Source organism: Pseudomonas sp. CMR5c, from assembly GCF_003850545.1.
Taxonomy (GTDB): domain Bacteria; phylum Pseudomonadota; class Gammaproteobacteria; order Pseudomonadales; family Pseudomonadaceae; genus Aquipseudomonas; species Aquipseudomonas piscis.
Window position 1 is genome coordinate 5,500,421 of the sequence record NZ_CP027705.1, and the last position, 15,878, is coordinate 5,516,298.

Below are 15,878 nucleotides of genomic sequence, written 5' to 3' on the forward strand. Positions count from 1 at the left end.
TTATTGACCTAACTTCAGGCGAGCAGTCTCGCCAGTGGTGAACGGGGCGATATCCACCGCCTGACCGTTGTAGCTGATTTGTGCGCCACGGGCGTAGCCCAGCCGTACGGCAAAAGGCGGCTTGCCGCTGACATCGACGCTCTCGCCCTTGCGCTTCAAGGCGCTGAGCAGGATCTTGCCATTGCCGTCGGTGACCTGGGTCCAGCAATCGGCGCTGAACTGGATCTGCACCTGCGCGGAGCCGGCGGCTGCGACAACCGGGGCTGGCACGTTGGCCTGAGCGGTCGCCGTGGTTGCCGGGGCTGGCACCGGAGCGGCCGGGGTCGCGATCACCGGGGCCGTAGCCGGGGCGGTCACAGGATGGGACACAGCGGCTGGAGCAACCGCCGGCGCCTGCGCAGGGGCAGCCGGAGCCACAACCGGGGCTGGGGTCTCGGCAGGTGTCTCGCCGGCCAATTGCGCGGCATTGGCCTCGGCTTCGCTCTGGCCTTCGGCAACGGCCTGGTCTTCCGGCTCGTCGATCGGGTGGATCTGGGTCTTGCCGTCGGCGCCCTCGACTTCCACATGTTCCGGGCTCAGGCCCACCAGTTCCTTGCTGCGCTGCGAGGTCTGGTCCTGCCACCAGATGAAACCACCGCCGACCACGGCCACCAGCAACAACAGGCTGACGATCCTCAGGATGGTATGGGAGACCCGCACCGGCTCTTCGATACGGCCCAGGGCATGCACGCTGCTGCCTTGGGAGTCGGTGCCGGTGTATTGGTCGAAAGCCTGGACCAGGGTCGCCTGGTCCATATCCAGCAACTTGGCGTAGGCACGGATATAGCCACGGGCGAAGGTATGCCCCGGGAGCTTGTCGAATGCGCCGGCTTCCAGGTTGCTCAGTGAGCTCACGGTGAGGTTGAGCTTGTGGGCCACGTCCGCCAGCGCCCAACCATTGCTTTCGCGAGCCTGGCGCAAGGTCTCACCGGGATTGACGCTAGTCGCTGCTTGAACTTCGGGTTGCGCCACTTTCATCATTGCTCCGACAGGTATTGCTGATATTCCGGCGTACCGGGATAGAGTCGTTTTAGTTGCAGACCGTAACTGGAGGCCTTCTCGTGATCTTCGAACACCGTTGCCAGGCGCACGCCGAGCAATAGACTACGTGCATTTTGCTCGCCAAGCAGGTTAAAACGATCGTAATAATCACGCGCGGGCACATAATGCCTGTCTTCGTAAGACAACTCAGCCATTTCCAGCAATGCGCGAGGCTGTTGGTGATTCAGCCGCAGGGCCTTCTCCAGATGCGACTGGGCCAGCTTGCGCTGGCCGAGCTTCGAGGCGGTCATCCCAAGGTTCTCGAGAACCCGGGAACGGCCGGGATACAGGGTATCAGCTGCGGCCTGCTCGAAACGCGAGTATGCGTCGTCGTAGCGCTTTTCCTGGAACAGGAAACTGCCGTAGTTATTGAGAATCCGGGAATCGTCCGGGCGTGCCGCCAGGGCCTTGCGAAACTGCGCTTCAGCCAGCGCCGGCTCCATCTCGGCCTGGAACACCAGCGCCAGGGCGGCATTGGCGTCGGCATCGTCGGGAGCCAGCTCCAGGGCCTTTTTCAGCGGGGCCTTGGCTTGTTCACCCAAGCCCTGCTGCAAATAGCCCAGCCCCAGCTGCACATAGGCCTGGCGCGCCTCGTCACGCCCCTTGCCAGTGTCCAGCGGGCTGGAATCGCCCGACATGACACAGCCAGCGCAGAGACTGGCAACAAGCAGGAGCAGCGCTAGGCGCAAGACCATGGAGATCCTCTCTCAGGTACGGGCCGCGACGCTTTGCGGCATATCGGCATCGGCGCTCAATTCACGCACGGCGATATAGCGTTCACTGCGCCGGGTGCGGTCCAGCACCTGGCCTACCAACTGGCCGCAAGCGGCATCGATGTCTTCCCCGCGAGTGGTGCGCACGGTGACGTTGAAGCCGGCATGGTGCAACTGGTCCTGGAAACGCCGGATGGCGTTGTTGCTCGGACGCTCGTAGCCGGAGTGGGGGAACGGGTTGAACGGGATCAGGTTGATCTTGCAAGGAATGTCCTTGAGCAACTCGATCATCTGCACCGCGTGCTCAGGCTGGTCGTTGACGTCCTTGAGCAGGGTGTACTCGATGGTCAGCACACGCTTCTCGCCCAGGGCCGACATGTAGCGCTGGCACGAGTCGAGCAGCATCTTCAGCGGGTACTTCTTGTTGATCGGTACCAGCTGGTTGCGCAGCGCATCGTTGGGAGCGTGCAGGGACAACGCCAGGGAGACGTCGATGTGCTTGGCCAGCTCATCGATCATCGGTACCACGCCGGAGGTCGACAGGGTCACCCGGCGCTTGGAGATGCCGTAGCCCAGGTCGTCCATCATCAGGTGCATGGCCGCGATGACGTTGTCGAAGTTCAGCAGCGGCTCGCCCATGCCCATCATCACCACGTTGGTGATGGCTCGGTCGATGGTTGCCGGGACGCTGCCGAAGGATTTGTTGGCAATCCACACCTGGCCGATGACTTCAGCGGCGGTGAGGTTGCTATTGAAGCCTTGCTTGCCGGTGGAGCAGAAACTGCAGTCCAGGGCACAGCCGGCCTGGGACGAAACGCACAAGGTGCCGCGCTTGCCCTGGGGAATGTATACGGTCTCGACGCAGCTGCCGGACGCCACGCGCACCACCCACTTGCGGGTGCCGTCGCTGGAGATGTCCTCGCTGACCACTTCCGGACCGCGAATCTCGGCAACGGCCTTGAGCTTTTCACGCAAGGCCTTGCCGACATTCGTCATGGCGTCGAAATCATCGACGCCAAAGTGGTGAATCCATTTCATTACCTGACCGGCACGGAAACGCTTCTCCCCGATCGAGTCGAAGAATTTCTCCATTTCCGGTTGAGTAAGCCCCAACAGGTTAGTTTTGCCGATCGATGTAGTCATGGTTTCACCCTTCACTCACAGGCCTGGCGGCTTAGCGAGTGGTCACCTCGGTAGCTGCGAAGAAGTAAGCGATTTCGCGAGCAGCGGCGGCTTCGGAGTCCGAACCGTGAACGGCGTTGGCGTCGATGGACTCGGCGAAGTCAGCGCGGATGGTGCCGGCAGCAGCTTCTTTAGGGTTGGTAGCGCCCATCAGCTCACGGTTGCGAGCGATGGCGTTCTCGCCTTCCAGGACCTGAACCACAACCGGACCGGAAGTCATGAAGGCAACCAGTTCGCCGAAGAAGCCACGCTCGCTGTGCTCAGCGTAGAAACCTTCGGCTTCGGCCTTGGACAGTTGCTTCATTTTCGAAGCTACAACGCGCAGACCGGCTTCTTCAAAACGGGAAACGATCTTGCCGATGACGTTTTTTGCAACAGCGTCAGGCTTGATGATGGAGAAAGTACGTTGAACAGCCATGGTGTAACTCCAGAAACGGTGATTAAAGCGAAAAATTAAACCCGCGAATTATACGCGGGTTTAAAGGGATTGCCTAACTGCGTAGCCCGCGGATTCAGTCAGTTTCGTCGATCCAGGCGGCCTGAATTGCTTCAAGAACCTTCTCGCCTCCGCGAGCCGGATCGTCACTGAACTCCGGCAATGCCAGAACCCACTTGTGCAGATCGACAAAGTTCACATAACGCGGATCCACATCCGGCTTGGAATCAGCCAGCTGGATCGCGATTTCCAGTACATCAACCCACTTCAGACTCATGATGACCCCTTGAATCAGTGCGGCGCTTCGGCCGCGTGGTTGAGCGAGTACTTGGGAATTTCGACGGTCAGGTCTTCATCGCCAACGATAGCCTGGCACGACAAGCGCGACTGGGCTTCCAGGCCCCAGGCCTTGTCCAGCAAGTCTTCTTCCAGCTCGTCGGCCTCGTTCAGCGAGTCGAAACCCTCGCGCACGATGCAATGGCAGGTAGTGCAGGCACAGACACCGCCGCAGGCGCTCTCGATCTCGATGTGGTTGTCATGGGCAACCTCGAGTAGCGAAACGCCGGGCTCGACTTCGACGACCAGGCCATCCGGGCAGAACACGGCGTGGGGCAGAAAAATGATCTGCGGCATCAGTTATTCCTCGATCTCATTCAGGTTGCGCCCCGCCAGGGCGGCTTTCACCGTCGAATCCAGGCGACGGGCAGCAAAGGCGTCGGTCACTTGCGACAGACGCTTGGTCTGCTGCTCGATGGCATAGCCATCGGTGCCACGCATCAATTCACTCAGTTCCTGCATCTGCAGCTCGATGACCATGCGCTCCTCGGCGTCCAGCAAGCGGTCGCCGTCGGCCTCCAGGGCCCCCTGCACCGCCTCGATCAACCGCTGGGCATCCACCTGCTGCTCACGCAACACGCGGGCGACCTTGTCATCGCCGGCGTACTGGAAGGAATCCTTGAGCATCCGGGCGATCTCGCCGTCGGTCAGCCCGTAGGACGGCTTGACCTGGATACTGGCTTCGACTCCCGACCCCAGCTCCCGCGCGGCAACGCTGAGCAGGCCATCGGCGTCCACCTGGAAGGTCACCCGGATCTTCGCCGCGCCAGCCACCATCGGCGGGATGCCACGCAGCTCGAAACGTGCCAGGGAGCGGCAGTCGCTGATCAGCTCGCGCTCACCCTGCAGCACATGGATCATCATGGCCGTCTGACCATCCTTGTAGGTAGTGAAATCCTGGGCTCGCGCGACCGGGATGGTGGTGTTGCGCGGAATCACCTTCTCCATCAGCCCACCCATGGTTTCCAGCCCCAGGGACAGCGGAATCACGTCCAGCAGCAGCAATTCACCGCCGTCACGCTTGTTGCCCGCCAGGGTATCGGCCTGGATCGCGGCACCTATGGCCACCACCTGGTCCGGATCGATCTCGGTCAGCGGCTGGCGACCGAACATCTCGGCAACCGCCTCACGCACCCGCGGAACACGGGTCGAACCACCGACCATGACCACGGCCCGCACTTCATCGAGCTCGACGCCGGAGTCCCGCACCGCGCGACGGCAAGCCTTGAGGCTGCGAGCGACCATCGGCTCGATCAATTCATCGAATGCCGCGCGGGTCAGCGCGGCGCGCCAGGCGCCATACTCGACGTCCACCGAAGCCGCGTCGGTCAAGGCTTCCTTGGCCCCACGGGCAATCTGCAACAGGTTACGCTGCGCGCCCGGATCCAAGTCGGAGGACAAACCGGCGCCCTGGATGATCCAGCTGGCGATGGCATGATCGAAATCGTCGCCACCCAGGGCGGTATCGCCACCCGTGGCCAGCACCTCGAAGACACCGCCGGTCAGGCGCAGGATGGAGATATCGAAGGTCCCGCCACCCAGGTCGTAGATAGCCACGACCCCTTCGGCCTGCTGGTCCAGGCCATAGGCCACGGCGGCGGCCGTTGGTTCGTTGAGCAGGCGCAGCACATTCAGGCCGGCCAGCTTGGCCGCATCCTTGGTCGCTTGCCGCTGGGCATCGTCAAAATAGGCAGGAACGGTGATCACCGCGCCGACCAGCTCTCCGCCCAGAGTCGCCTCGGCCCGCTGGCGCAGCACCTTGAGCACCTCGGCGGAGACTTCCACCGGGCTCTTCGGCCCCTGCACCGTCTCGATGAACGGCATGTGCGATTCACCACCGACAAAACGATACGGAAGCTGCTCGCCCAGCTGCTTCACGTCAGCCAGGCCGCGCCCCATCAGGCGCTTGACCGACAGCACGGTGTTCAGGGGATCGGCGGGGGCCGCCAACCGGGCGGACTCACCCACCTCGACGTGATCGGCGTGGTAGCGCACGGCGGAGGGCAGGATGACCTGGCCCTGTGCATCGGCCAGCGGCTCGGAAAGGCCGCTGCGCAACGCAGCGACCAGCGAATTGGTAGTACCCAAGTCGATCCCCACAGCCAAGCGACGCTGGTGCGGTTGAGGACTTTGGCCGGGTTCAGCGATCTGCAGTAGGGCCATGTCTATCTGGACTTATCTGTATATCAGGCGTGCGACCGGAGCGGCACTAGGTTAATCGTCGAGGCGCTCTTCTAACTGGCGCACTTCGTAGGTGAGCTTGTCGAGGAACTGCATGCGCCGCATCAGGCGCTCGGCCTGCTCGCGCTGCGCGGCATCGTCCCAACAGGCTGCGAAGCTTTCGTTCAGCTGTTCCTGGGCGGTCTTGAGCCGGCGCTTGAACGCCGCCACCCCCGACAGATCGGCAGTGTCCTGCAAGTCCTCGAGCTCTTCGCGCCATTGCATCTGCTGCAGAAGAAACTCGGGGTCGTGCACCGTGACCTCAAGCGGCAGCTCGCCGCCCTTGAGAGCCAGAAGATAACGGGCACGCTTGGGAGGGCTCTTGAGGGTCTGGTAGGCCTCGTTGAGACTGGCGGACCGCTCCAGGGCCAGGCGCTGCTCACGCTCGGGGGCGTCGGCAAACCGGTCGGGATGGACTCCGCGCGCCAACTCACGATAGCGCGCGGCCAACTGCTCGAGATCCAGGCGAAAACTCGGCTGCAACTCAAATAAGGCGAAATGACAAGGAGTACCCACAAGCAGCCTCAGACGTTGAAGCTTTCGCCGCAGCCACACTCACCGCGCACGTTGGGGTTGTTGAACTTGAAGCCTTCGTTCAACCCTTCCTTGACGAAATCAAGCTCGGTGCCATCCAGGTAGGACAGGCTCTTGGGGTCGATGATCACTTTCTCGCCGTGACTTTCGAACACCTGATCGTCCTCGCCGATCTCGTCAACGAACTCCAGCACATAGGCAAGGCCGGAACAGCCCGTGGTGCGAACACCCAGGCGAATCCCATCACCCTTGCCGCGCCCATTGAGGGAGCGTCGCACGTGTTGAGCAGCCGCTTCTGTCATGCTGATAGCCATCGTGACTCCTTACTTGTCGCCAAATCTGTGAAAGCCGATCGGTCAGATCAGGCCTTTCTTCTGCTTGTAGTCGCGAACGGCAGCCTTGATGGCGTCCTCGGCGAGTACCGAGCAGTGGATCTTCACTGGAGGCAGGGCCAGCTCTTCAGCCAGCTGGGTGTTCTTGATGGTCTCGGCTTCGTCCAGGGTCTTGCCCTTCATCCACTCAGTGGCCAGGGAGCTGGAAGCGATAGCCGAACCGCAGCCGTAGGTCTTGAACTTGGCATCTTCGATGATGCCCTGCTCATTGACCTTGATCTGCAGGCGCATCACGTCGCCACAGGCAGGAGCACCGACCATGCCGGTGCCGACATCCGGATCTTCCGCGTTCATCTTGCCGACGTTACGCGGGTTCTCGTAGTGGTCGATGACCTTTTCGCTGTAAGCCATGATTCTTAATCCTCACTCATCAGAGAGTCGCTCTGGGGTTCCACAAACCGCCTTGTCGATACGTCCTGCAGAACCCTGTGCGGCGACTTAAATTCAGTGTGCCGCCCACTCGATCTTCGAGATATCGACGCCATCTTTGTACATGTCCCACAGCGGCGACAGGGCGCGCAGCTTGGTAACGGCCTCGCAGACTTTCTGTGCGGCGTAGTCGATCTCTTCTTCGGTGGTGAAGCGGCCGAAGGTGAAGCGGATCGAGCTGTGCGCCAGCTCGTCGTTACGGCCCAGGGCACGCAGCACGTACGAAGGCTCCAGGGAAGCCGAAGTACAGGCCGAACCGGACGACACTGCCAGGTCCTTGAGCGCCATGATCAGCGACTCGCCTTCGACGTAGTTGAAGCTCAGGTTCAGGTTGTGCGGCACACGGGCAGTCATGCTGCCGTTGACGTACAGCTCTTCCAGGTGCTCGACCTGCTTGTAGAAACGGTCGCTCAGGGCCTGGATGCGAGCGTTCTCGGCCGCCATGTCTTCCTTGGCGACGCGGAAGGCTTCACCCATGCCTACGATCTGGTGGGTAGCCAGGGTCCCGGAACGCATGCCGCGCTCATGACCACCACCGTGCATGGTGGCTTCCAGGCGAACACGTGGCTTGCGGCTCACGTACAGCGCGCCGATCCCCTTGGGACCGTAGGTCTTGTGGGCAGAGAACGACATAAGGTCGACCTTCAGTGCCTGCAGGTCGATCTCGACCTTGCCGGTGGACTGGGCGCCGTCGACGTGGAACAGGATGCCCTTGGAACGGGTCAGCTCGCCGATGGCGGCGATGTCGTTGATGGTACCGATCTCGTTGTTCACATGCATGATCGAAACCAGGATGGTGTCGTCACGCAGAGCGGCTTCCACCATGGCCGGAGTGATCAGGCCGTCTTCACCCGGCTCGATGTAGGTCACTTCGAAGCCTTCGCGCTCGAGTTGGCGCATGGTGTCCAGGACAGCCTTGTGCTCGATCTTCGAGGTGATCAGGTGCTTGCCCTTGGTGTGGTAGAAATGCGCGACACCCTTGATAGCCAGGTTGTCGGACTCGGTGGCACCGGAAGTCCAGACGATTTCACGCGGGTCGGCGTTGACCAGGTCAGCCACTTGGCGACGGGCGTTTTCCACCGACTCCTCGGCTTTCCAGCCGAACACGTGGGAGCGGGAGGCCGGGTTACCGAAGTTCCCGTCGACCAGCAGGCATTCACTCATCTTTTGCGCTACGCGCGGATCGACCGGCGTGGTCGCTGAGTAATCAAGGTAAATCGGCAATTTCATGGACTCTCTCCTAAATCAGGCTGGCTGGCGTGCCGCTAGCTCTTCGGCTGTCATTCGACGGCGGACGCTTCAATCTTGTCCAGGCGCGGCGCCTTGCCATTACAACGGCGCTGGTCCTGTCGCTGGGCCACTTCTTGCACCTCACGGCGAGTTACAAGGTCGGCCAAGCTGATACCGCTCAGAAATTCGTGAATCTGCAGGCTCAGATCGCACCACAGGTGATGGGTCAGACAGGTGTCACCGGCATGGCAATCGCCCAATCCCTGGCATTTGGTCGCATCGACCGATTCGTTCACCGCATCGATCACCTGGGCTACCTGGATCCCCTGCATATCGCGTGACAGCTGATAGCCGCCACCGGGCCCCCGGACGCTGGATACCAGGTTGCTACGGCGCAACTTGGCGAAAAGCTGTTCGAGATAGGACAGGGAGATGCCTTGGCGCTCAGAGATATCGGCCAGGGAGACCGGGCCATGTTGCGCGTGCAACGCCAGGTCAAGCATGGCGGTCACCGCATATCGGCCTTTAGTAGTCAGTCGCATGGACAAGTACCACGGAGTTTCGGAATGGAGGCGAGTATGCAATACCCGAGTAATCGAGTCAACTATAAGACCAACTACTTTAGTCGGGTTTACCCGCAAAAGAGCGCGCGAATCATAGCAAAGTCTGCGACGTAATGGCACAGCGGATGGCAACAACCGACCTACGGGTCCGTTTCCGGCCAACGCGCCCTTTATTTGCGAGCGCCTCGGCCCCTGAGGAACCGAGACGCCGGCATTCAGCCGACCCGGCTGTCGCTCTTGTCCTTGACGCCGGCGAAGTCTTCCTCGCGCAGCGCAGGCAAGTCCTTGGCGCAATAGTCGCTACCCAGGTCCTTCAGCGCACCGCAAATCCCTTCCAGACGACCATCGACCGCCTGCAGGTGATCGAGCAACTGGCCAATGGCACGCGCCACCGGGTCGGGCATGTCCTCACTGACGCCATAAGCATCGAACCCGAGCTTTTCCGCCATGGCCTTGCGCTTGGCTTGCTGCTCGTCGCTGGACTTCATGATGATCCGCCCCGGGATCCCCACCACCGTCGCCCCTGCCGGCACTTCCTTGGTCACCACCGCATTGGAGCCGACCTTGGCGCCCGCACCGACCGTGAACGGCCCGAGCACCTTGGCGCCCGCCCCGACCACCACGCCATCCTCCAGGGTCGGATGGCGCTTGCCCTTGTTCCAGCTGGTACCACCCAGGGTCACCCCCTGATAGAGCGTTACATCATCGCCAATCTCGGCCGTTTCGCCGATGACGATACCCATGCCGTGATCGATGAAGAAACGGCGACCCACCTTGGCCCCAGGATGAATCTCGATCCCGGTCAGCCAGCGCCCAAAGTTCGACACCAGGCGCGCCAACCACTTCCAACCCATGCCCCACAAGGCACCGGACAAACGATGAATCCAGATCGCATGCATGCCCGGATAGCAGGTCAGCACCTCGAAGGCGTTGCGCGCCGCCGGGTCACGATGGAATACGCTCTGGATATCTTCACGCAGACGCTCGAACATCACTGATCCTTCCGCTTCTGCAGCTCCCCACGGGCCGCTTTCTGGGTTTCCGTGAGGATGCCGCGCAATATGTTCATTTCCGCTCGAGTCACCGAGCTACGACCGTATAGCCGACGCAGGCGCGCCATCAAGTGCCGGGGCTTTTGCGGATCGAGGAAGTCGATTTCCACCAGCGCCTGCTGCAGGTGCTCGTAGAATCGCTCCAGCTCATCCATGGTCGCCAGCTCATCACTGGACGACACCGCTTCATCCTTGCGCGCCGCGCCCGACTGTCCTTGCACCGCCAACCAGGACATGCGCACTTCATAGGTCAGCACCTGCACCGCCGTTGCCAGGTTCAGCGAACTGAACGCCGGATCCGACGGGATATGCACGTGAAAATGACATCGCTGCAGCTCGTCGTTGGTCAGACCGGAATCTTCACGACCGAACACCAGGGCGATCTGTGCCCCCTGCCCCGCCTGCTCCACGACTTTTACCCCCGACTCGCGAGGATCGAGCAATGGCCAGGGGATGCTCCGCTCACGGGCACTGGTACCGAACACCAGGGTACAACCGACCAAGGCCTCTTCGAGCGTGGCGACCACCTGGGCGCCCTCCAGGATATCGGTGGCACCGGATGCCCGCGCATCCGCCTCAGGAGAAGGAAATACCCGGGGCTCCACCAGCATCAGGCGCGACAGCCCCATGTTCTTCATGGCGCGTGCAGCCCCACCGATATTGCCGGGATGACTGGTATTGACCAGGACGACACGAATGTTCTGCAGCAAGGGAAGCGCCCTCGGACACGGGAAAGGGGAACAAATCTTACAGAACGGGCCGCGCTGTTGCCTTAAAAATAACCACCCGCCACTCCCGGCAACTCACTAGCAATCCAGGACCACCCACAAGCGCCACACAGCGGGCAGATGCAATCAAAGCGAACTCCGAACTTCATCTGCAAAAGTTTTCTGCTAGAATGCTCGGCTTTCTTTAACAACCTTAGGTGACCTATCCATGCAGCCAATGCTGAATATCGCGCTGCGCGCCGCCCGCAGCGCCAGTGAACTGATTTTCCGCTCCATCGAGCGCCTGGATACCATCAAGGTCGATGAAAAAGACGCCAAGGACTACGTGTCCGAAGTCGATCGCGCCGCTGAACAGAAGATCATCGACGCGCTGCGCAAGGCTTACCCGAATCACTCGATCATGGGCGAAGAAACCGGCCTGCATGCCGGCACCGGGATCGAAGGTGAAGAGTACCTGTGGATCATCGATCCGCTGGATGGCACCACCAACTTCCTGCGTGGCATCCCCCACTTCGCTGTAAGCATCGCCTGCAAATACCGTGGTCGCCTGGAACATGCCGTGGTCCTGGATCCGGTTCGCCAGGAAGAATTCACCGCCAGCCGCGGTCGTGGCGCCCAACTCAACGGTCGGCGCCTGCGGGTCAGCGGCCGCACCAGCCTCGACGGAGCCCTGCTGGGCACCGGCTTCCCATTCCGCGACGACCAGATGGACAACCTGGACAACTACCTGGGCATGTTCCGCGCTCTGGTTGGCCAAACCGCCGGCATTCGCCGCGCCGGCTCCGCCAGCCTGGACCTGGCCTATGTTGCCGCCGGTCGCTTCGATGCCTTCTGGGAGTCGGGCCTATCCGAATGGGACATGGCGGCAGGCGCCCTGCTGATCCAGGAAGCTGGTGGCTTGGTGAGCGACTTCACCGGCGGCCATGACTTCCTGGAAAAAGGCCACGTGGTAGCCGGTAACACCAAGTGCTTCAAGGCCGTGCTGACTGCCATCCAGCCACACCTGCCAGCGTCGTTGAAACGCTAAGCAGCAGGCATGAAAAAGCACCCCGCGGGGTGCTTTTTTATACCTGCGATTCGCGCCATCGGCAGCCGCCGACTCATGCGCAAAGCATTATTGGCCGGGCTGGTTCTGCCCCAGGATCAGCCGACCATCTTTGTCCACAGGGATCTGGTTACCCGGATCGCGATCCATTCGTACCTGGCCCTGCTTGCCCCCCAGATCGTACTTCACGTCATAACCCACAACCTTCTCGCTAATGTCATTGATCGTATTGCAGCGAGTTTGTGTCGTGGTGTAGGTGTCACGCTCCTGCATGCCCTCCTGCACCTTGTTACCCGCATAACCACCGCCCACGGCACCAGCTACAGTAGCGATCTTGCGACCATTACCGCCGCCAATCATGCTACCCAGCAAGCCGCCGCCTACCGCACCGGCCACGGTACCCAGGATCTGATGCTCGTCCTTGACCGGACGCTGCCGGGTCACGGCAACATCCTTGCAGACTTCACGAGGAGTCTTGATCTGTTGCTTGACCGGCTGCACCGCCAATACTTGCGCATACTCAGGGCCGCTTTTAACCAGGCTGTAGGTGGCCACAGCACCCCCGGCAGTGACACCGACAGCACCCAATACCGCACCAACCAGCAACGACTTGTTCACGTGAACCTCCTGACCATACATACGGGTCATAACCCGCGCTTCTCCCAGCCTTGGAGCAAAAAAAAAAGCGCGAGTTCAACACTCGCGCCTTTTTAGCTGACAACTGGAAGGGGTCAGGCCGTCACGGACGGTCGTCCACTTCCTTGTCGGTATTGGCTGCGGGGATCAGGTCCTCGCTGCTCAGTTTCAGCCAGATCAGCACCACGTTGGCGATATAGATCGACGAGTAGGTACCCGCCAACACGCCGACGAACAGGGCAATGGAGAAGCCGTGCAGGTTATCGCCGCCGAAGAACAACAGGGCAATGATCGCCAGCAAGGTGGAGATCGAGGTCGCCATGGTCCGCAACAGGGTCTGGGTGGTCGAGATGTTGATGTTTTCGATCAGGCTGGCCTTGCGCAGCACACGGAAGTTCTCGCGCACCCGGTCGAATACCACGATGGTGTCATTGAGCGAGTAGCCGATGATCGCCAGTACCGCCGCCAGCACCGTCAGGTCGAAGGTGATCTGGAAAAACGACAGGATACCCACAGTCACCACTACGTCGTGGATCAGCGAGACAATCGCACCGACCGCGAACTTCCACTGGAAGCGGAAAGCCAGGTAGATGAGGATGCCACCCAGAGCCATGAGCATGCCGAGGCCGCCCTGGTCACGCAGCTCTTCACCCACCTGGGGACCGACGAACTCGACGCGTTTGACCTGCGCCGGGTTGTCACCGCCAACCTTCTGCAGTGCAGCTGCCACCTGGTGGCCCAGTTGCGGGTCTTCGCCCGGCATCCGCACCAGCAGGTCGGTGGTCGCGCCGAAGCTCTGCACGATCGCCTCGTGATAACCGGCGTCGTTCAACTGCGAACGCACCTTCATCACATCCGCCGGACGCTCGTAGGTCAGCTCGATGAGCGTACCGCCGGTGAAGTCCAGGCCATAGTTCAAGCCCTTGTGGAACCAGCTGAACAACGCCAGAACGGTCAGGAGCACGGTCAGGCCGAACGCAACGTTGCGCACGCCCATGAAGTTGATAGTACGTAACATGGCAGCCCCTTAAATCCACAACTTCTTGAAGTCACGACCGCCGAAGATCAGGTTGACCATCGCACGGGTCAGCCAGATGGCCGTGAACATCGAGGTAAAGATCCCGAGGGACATGGTCACCGCAAAGCCCTTGACCGGACCGGTACCCATGGCGAAAAGGATGCCACCCACCAGCAATGTGGTCAGGTTGGAGTCCAGGATCGCCGTGAATGCCCGGCCGAAGCCTTCGTTGATCGCCCGTTGCACGGTCATGCCAGCGGCGATTTCCTCACGTATCCGCGAGAAGATCAGCACGTTGGCGTCCACCGCCATACCCATGGTCAGTACGATACCGGCGATACCCGGCAGGGTCAGCGTCGCCCCCAGCAGGGACATCAGGGCCAGCAGCAGCACCATGTTCAACGCCAGCGCCACAGTGGCGATCAAGCCGAAGAAGCGATAGATGGCGATGATGAACAGCGATACGAACAGCATGCCCCACAACGAGGCATCGATACCCTTGGTGATGTTGTCGGCACCCAGGCTAGGACCGATTGTGCGCTCTTCGGCGAAGTACATCGGCGCCGCCAGACCACCGGCACGCAGCAACAGCGCCAGTTCCGAGGACTCGCCCTGGCCGTTCAGGCCAGTGATGCGGAACTGGCTGCCCAGTGGCGACTGGATGGTCGCCAGGCTGATGATCTTCTTCTCTTCCTTGAACGACTGCACCGGCACGTCTTTCTCGACGCCATCCACCACTTGCTTGGTGTAGGTGGTGATCGGCTTCTGCTCGATGAAGATCACCGCCATGCCACGGCCGACGTTGTTGCGGGTCGAACGGTTCATCAGCTCGCCGCCATGGCCATCAAGCTTGATGTTCACCTGCGGACGACCGTGTTCGTCGTAGCTAGCCTGGGCATCGGTCACCTGGTCACCAGTGATGATCAGGCCCCGCTCGATCAGCGCAGGAGGGCGGTTGCCCTCACGGAACTCGAAGGACTCGGAAGTAGCCTTGGTGGCACCCGGCTCGGCGGCCAGGCGGAACTCGAGGTTGGCCGTCTTGCCCAGGATCCGCTTGGCTTCGGCGGTGTCTTGCACGCCTGGCAACTCGACCACGATCCGGTTCGCGCCCTGGCGCTGGACCAGAGGCTCGGCCACGCCCAGTTCGTTGACCCGATTACGTACAGTGGTCAAGTTCTGCTTGATGGAGTATTCGCGGATTTCCGCCAGCTTGGCCGGGGTCATCGCCAGACGCAGCACCGCCTGACCGTTGAGGTCGGCTGGCACGATGTCGAAATCATTGAAATTCTTGCGGATCAGCGCACGAGCCTGTTCACGGCTGTCTTCGTCGCTGAAGCCCAGCTGGATGGCGCCATTGAGCTGCGGCAGGCTGCGATAGCGCAGGCGCTCTTTGCGCAGCAGGCTCTTGACGTCGCCTTCATAGACTTTCAGGCGCGCGTCGAGGGCTTTCTCCATATCCACTTCCAACAGGAAGTGCACACCACCGGAAAGGTCCAGACCCAGTTTCATCGGGTGCGCGCCCAGATTGCGCAGCCACTGCGGAGTGGTTTGCGCCAGGTTCAACGCCACCACGAAATCATCGCCCAGCGCCTTGCGCACTACATCCTTGGCCGGGAGCTGGTCTTCCTTGTTGATCAAGCGCAGCAGGCCGCCCTTGCCGTTGGCGGCAACGGAAGAAGCCTTGACGTTGATGCCGGCGTCGGTGAGCGCCTTGCTCGCACGATCCAGATCCGCCTGAGTGACCTGCAGCGCAGTGCTCGCACCGCTGACCTGAATGGCCGGGTCATCAGGGTATAGATTGGGAGCGGAATAAATAAAACCGATCGCCAGCACCGCCAGGATCAGTAGGTACTTCCATAGAGGATATTTGTTCAGCATCACGCCGCCCGTTATGACGCGGGGCGCCTTGCGCGCCCCGTCGATTGGTAAAAGATGAAACTTAGATCGCTTTCAGCGTGCCTTTTGGCAGCGTGGCCGCGATCGCGCCCTTCTGGAACTTCAGCTCAACCGAGTCCGACACTTCCAGAACCACGAAATCGTCGGTCACTTTGTTGATCTTGCCGGCGATACCACCGGTGGTCACAACTTCATCGCCTTTCTGCAAGCTGCCCAGCAGGTTCTTCTGCTCTTTGGCGCGCTTGGCCTGTGGACGCCAGATCATCAGATAGAAGATGACCAGGAAACCCACCAGAAAAATCCACTCGAAACCAGTGCCAGCAGGGCCGGCAGCAGCAGGTGCGGCAGCATCCGCGTACGCGGCAGGGATCAAAAAGCTCATTTAGCA

At 61.1% G+C, this 15,878-nt stretch carries 19 protein-coding genes; 1 reads left to right on the plus strand and 18 read right to left on the minus strand.

What is annotated here, in order from left to right; all coding sequences use genetic code 11:
• The 14 genes from C4K40_RS25255 to trmJ form a co-directional block, all read right to left on the minus strand.
• The gene (locus C4K40_RS25255; RefSeq protein WP_022640697.1) at positions 1-1,017 is read right to left on the minus strand and encodes a RodZ family helix-turn-helix domain-containing protein; all 1,017 of its coding nucleotides are present in this window, start codon (positions 1,015-1,017) and stop codon (positions 1-3) included.
• Positions 1,017-1,775, minus strand: a complete 759-nt coding sequence (gene pilW / locus C4K40_RS25260) for a type IV pilus biogenesis/stability protein PilW (RefSeq protein WP_053131780.1) — start codon at positions 1,773-1,775, stop codon at positions 1,017-1,019. Before pilW ends, C4K40_RS25255 begins: the two co-directional genes overlap by 1 nt.
• A 12-nt stretch (positions 1,776-1,787) precedes the next feature.
• The gene (gene rlmN, locus C4K40_RS25265) at positions 1,788-2,936 is read right to left on the minus strand and encodes a 23S rRNA (adenine(2503)-C(2))-methyltransferase RlmN (protein ID WP_031320437.1); all 1,149 of its coding nucleotides are present in this window, start codon (positions 2,934-2,936) and stop codon (positions 1,788-1,790) included.
• 31 nt (positions 2,937-2,967) lie between these two features.
• A complete protein-coding gene (gene ndk, locus C4K40_RS25270; protein ID WP_022640700.1) occupies positions 2,968-3,393 on the minus strand; it encodes a nucleoside-diphosphate kinase in 426 nt (141 codons plus the stop codon).
• Between the two features lie 94 nt (positions 3,394-3,487).
• Positions 3,488-3,688, minus strand: coding sequence for a Fe-S cluster assembly protein IscX (gene iscX, locus C4K40_RS25275; protein WP_022640701.1), 201 nt, complete (start codon positions 3,686-3,688; stop codon positions 3,488-3,490).
• A gap of 14 nt (positions 3,689-3,702) precedes the next feature.
• Positions 3,703-4,044, minus strand: coding sequence for an ISC system 2Fe-2S type ferredoxin (gene fdx / locus C4K40_RS25280; RefSeq protein ID WP_022640702.1), 342 nt, complete (start codon positions 4,042-4,044; stop codon positions 3,703-3,705).
• 3 nt (positions 4,045-4,047) lie between these two features.
• Positions 4,048-5,910 carry a Fe-S protein assembly chaperone HscA gene (hscA, locus tag C4K40_RS25285; RefSeq protein ID WP_053131783.1) on the minus strand — a complete coding sequence of 621 codons (1,863 nt, stop codon included), beginning with the start codon at positions 5,908-5,910 and terminating at the stop codon, positions 4,048-4,050.
• A gap of 51 nt (positions 5,911-5,961) precedes the next feature.
• Positions 5,962-6,483 carry a co-chaperone HscB gene (gene hscB / locus C4K40_RS25290; protein WP_053131786.1) on the minus strand — a complete coding sequence of 174 codons (522 nt, stop codon included), beginning with the start codon at positions 6,481-6,483 and terminating at the stop codon, positions 5,962-5,964.
• 8 nt (positions 6,484-6,491) lie between these two features.
• Entirely contained in the window at positions 6,492-6,815 is a 324-nt protein-coding gene (gene iscA / locus C4K40_RS25295; protein ID WP_053131791.1) for an iron-sulfur cluster assembly protein IscA, read from the minus strand.
• A gap of 42 nt (positions 6,816-6,857) precedes the next feature.
• The gene (gene iscU, locus C4K40_RS25300; RefSeq protein ID WP_007929523.1) at positions 6,858-7,244 is read right to left on the minus strand and encodes a Fe-S cluster assembly scaffold IscU; all 387 of its coding nucleotides are present in this window, start codon (positions 7,242-7,244) and stop codon (positions 6,858-6,860) included.
• A gap of 93 nt (positions 7,245-7,337) precedes the next feature.
• Positions 7,338-8,552 (minus strand): IscS subfamily cysteine desulfurase, encoded by a 1,215-nt coding sequence (locus tag C4K40_RS25305; protein WP_022640706.1) that lies wholly within the window; start codon positions 8,550-8,552, stop codon positions 7,338-7,340.
• Between the two features lie 50 nt (positions 8,553-8,602).
• The gene (gene iscR / locus C4K40_RS25310) at positions 8,603-9,094 is read right to left on the minus strand and encodes a Fe-S cluster assembly transcriptional regulator IscR (RefSeq protein ID WP_011063217.1); all 492 of its coding nucleotides are present in this window, start codon (positions 9,092-9,094) and stop codon (positions 8,603-8,605) included.
• Positions 9,095-9,330: 236 nt separating this feature from the next.
• Entirely contained in the window at positions 9,331-10,107 is a 777-nt protein-coding gene (gene cysE / locus C4K40_RS25315) for a serine O-acetyltransferase (RefSeq protein WP_022640708.1), read from the minus strand.
• Positions 10,107-10,877, minus strand: a complete 771-nt coding sequence (trmJ, locus tag C4K40_RS25320; RefSeq protein WP_053131794.1) for a tRNA (cytosine(32)/uridine(32)-2'-O)-methyltransferase TrmJ — start codon at positions 10,875-10,877, stop codon at positions 10,107-10,109. The genes cysE and trmJ overlap by 1 nt, the downstream gene beginning before the upstream one ends.
• Before the next feature lie 226 nt (positions 10,878-11,103).
• On the opposite strand from trmJ, the gene suhB reads away from it, so the two are divergent.
• Positions 11,104-11,922: an inositol-phosphate phosphatase gene (gene suhB / locus C4K40_RS25325; RefSeq protein ID WP_007941397.1), complete on the plus strand. Its 819-nt coding sequence runs from the start codon at positions 11,104-11,106 to the stop codon at positions 11,920-11,922.
• Between the two features lie 87 nt (positions 11,923-12,009).
• Here suhB and C4K40_RS25330 read toward each other — a convergent pair whose 3' ends face one another.
• The 4 genes from C4K40_RS25330 to yajC all read right to left on the minus strand — a co-directional run bounded on the left by C4K40_RS25330 (position 12,010) and on the right by yajC (position 15,872).
• On the minus strand, positions 12,010-12,558 hold the full coding sequence (locus C4K40_RS25330) for a glycine zipper 2TM domain-containing protein (RefSeq protein ID WP_053131796.1): 549 nt from the start codon (positions 12,556-12,558) through the stop codon (positions 12,010-12,012).
• A gap of 121 nt (positions 12,559-12,679) precedes the next feature.
• Complete coding sequence (gene secF / locus C4K40_RS25335; protein ID WP_022640713.1) at positions 12,680-13,594, minus strand: protein translocase subunit SecF; 915 nt, start codon at positions 13,592-13,594, stop codon at positions 12,680-12,682.
• A gap of 9 nt (positions 13,595-13,603) precedes the next feature.
• Entirely contained in the window at positions 13,604-15,472 is a 1,869-nt protein-coding gene (gene secD, locus C4K40_RS25340; RefSeq protein ID WP_053131797.1) for a protein translocase subunit SecD, read from the minus strand.
• A 61-nt stretch (positions 15,473-15,533) separates the two neighbouring features.
• Positions 15,534-15,872: a preprotein translocase subunit YajC gene (gene yajC / locus C4K40_RS25345; protein ID WP_011063224.1), complete on the minus strand. Its 339-nt coding sequence runs from the start codon at positions 15,870-15,872 to the stop codon at positions 15,534-15,536.
• Positions 15,873-15,878 lie beyond the last annotated feature (6 nt).

What these genes read in the sequence shown, in the direction of transcription:
- C4K40_RS25255 (WP_022640697.1), bottom strand. Translation starts at nt 1,017, where the DNA reads ATGAAAGTGGCGCAACCCGAAGTTCAAGCAGCGACTAGCGTCAATCCC.
- pilW (WP_053131780.1), bottom strand. Translation starts at nt 1,775, where the DNA reads ATGGTCTTGCGCCTAGCGCTGCTCCTGCTTGTTGCCAGTCTCTGCGCT.
- rlmN (WP_031320437.1), bottom strand. Translation starts at nt 2,936, where the DNA reads ATGACTACATCGATCGGCAAAACTAACCTGTTGGGGCTTACTCAACCG.
- ndk (WP_022640700.1), bottom strand. Translation starts at nt 3,393, where the DNA reads ATGGCTGTTCAACGTACTTTCTCCATCATCAAGCCTGACGCTGTTGCA.
- iscX (WP_022640701.1), bottom strand. Translation starts at nt 3,688, where the DNA reads ATGAGTCTGAAGTGGGTTGATGTACTGGAAATCGCGATCCAGCTGGCT.
- fdx (WP_022640702.1), bottom strand. Translation starts at nt 4,044, where the DNA reads ATGCCGCAGATCATTTTTCTGCCCCACGCCGTGTTCTGCCCGGATGGC.
- hscA (WP_053131783.1), bottom strand. Translation starts at nt 5,910, where the DNA reads ATGGCCCTACTGCAGATCGCTGAACCCGGCCAAAGTCCTCAACCGCAC.
- iscA (WP_053131791.1), bottom strand. Translation starts at nt 6,815, where the DNA reads ATGGCTATCAGCATGACAGAAGCGGCTGCTCAACACGTGCGACGCTCC.
- iscU (WP_007929523.1), bottom strand. Translation starts at nt 7,244, where the DNA reads ATGGCTTACAGCGAAAAGGTCATCGACCACTACGAGAACCCGCGTAAC.
- C4K40_RS25305 (WP_022640706.1), bottom strand. Translation starts at nt 8,552, where the DNA reads ATGAAATTGCCGATTTACCTTGATTACTCAGCGACCACGCCGGTCGAT.
- iscR (WP_011063217.1), bottom strand. Translation starts at nt 9,094, where the DNA reads ATGCGACTGACTACTAAAGGCCGATATGCGGTGACCGCCATGCTTGAC.
- cysE (WP_022640708.1), bottom strand. Translation starts at nt 10,107, where the DNA reads ATGTTCGAGCGTCTGCGTGAAGATATCCAGAGCGTATTCCATCGTGAC.
- suhB (WP_007941397.1), top strand. Translation starts at nt 11,104, where the DNA reads ATGCAGCCAATGCTGAATATCGCGCTGCGCGCCGCCCGCAGCGCCAGT.
- secF (WP_022640713.1), bottom strand. Translation starts at nt 13,594, where the DNA reads ATGTTACGTACTATCAACTTCATGGGCGTGCGCAACGTTGCGTTCGGC.
- secD (WP_053131797.1), bottom strand. Translation starts at nt 15,472, where the DNA reads ATGCTGAACAAATATCCTCTATGGAAGTACCTACTGATCCTGGCGGTG.
- yajC (WP_011063224.1), bottom strand. Translation starts at nt 15,872, where the DNA reads ATGAGCTTTTTGATCCCTGCCGCGTACGCGGATGCTGCCGCACCTGCT.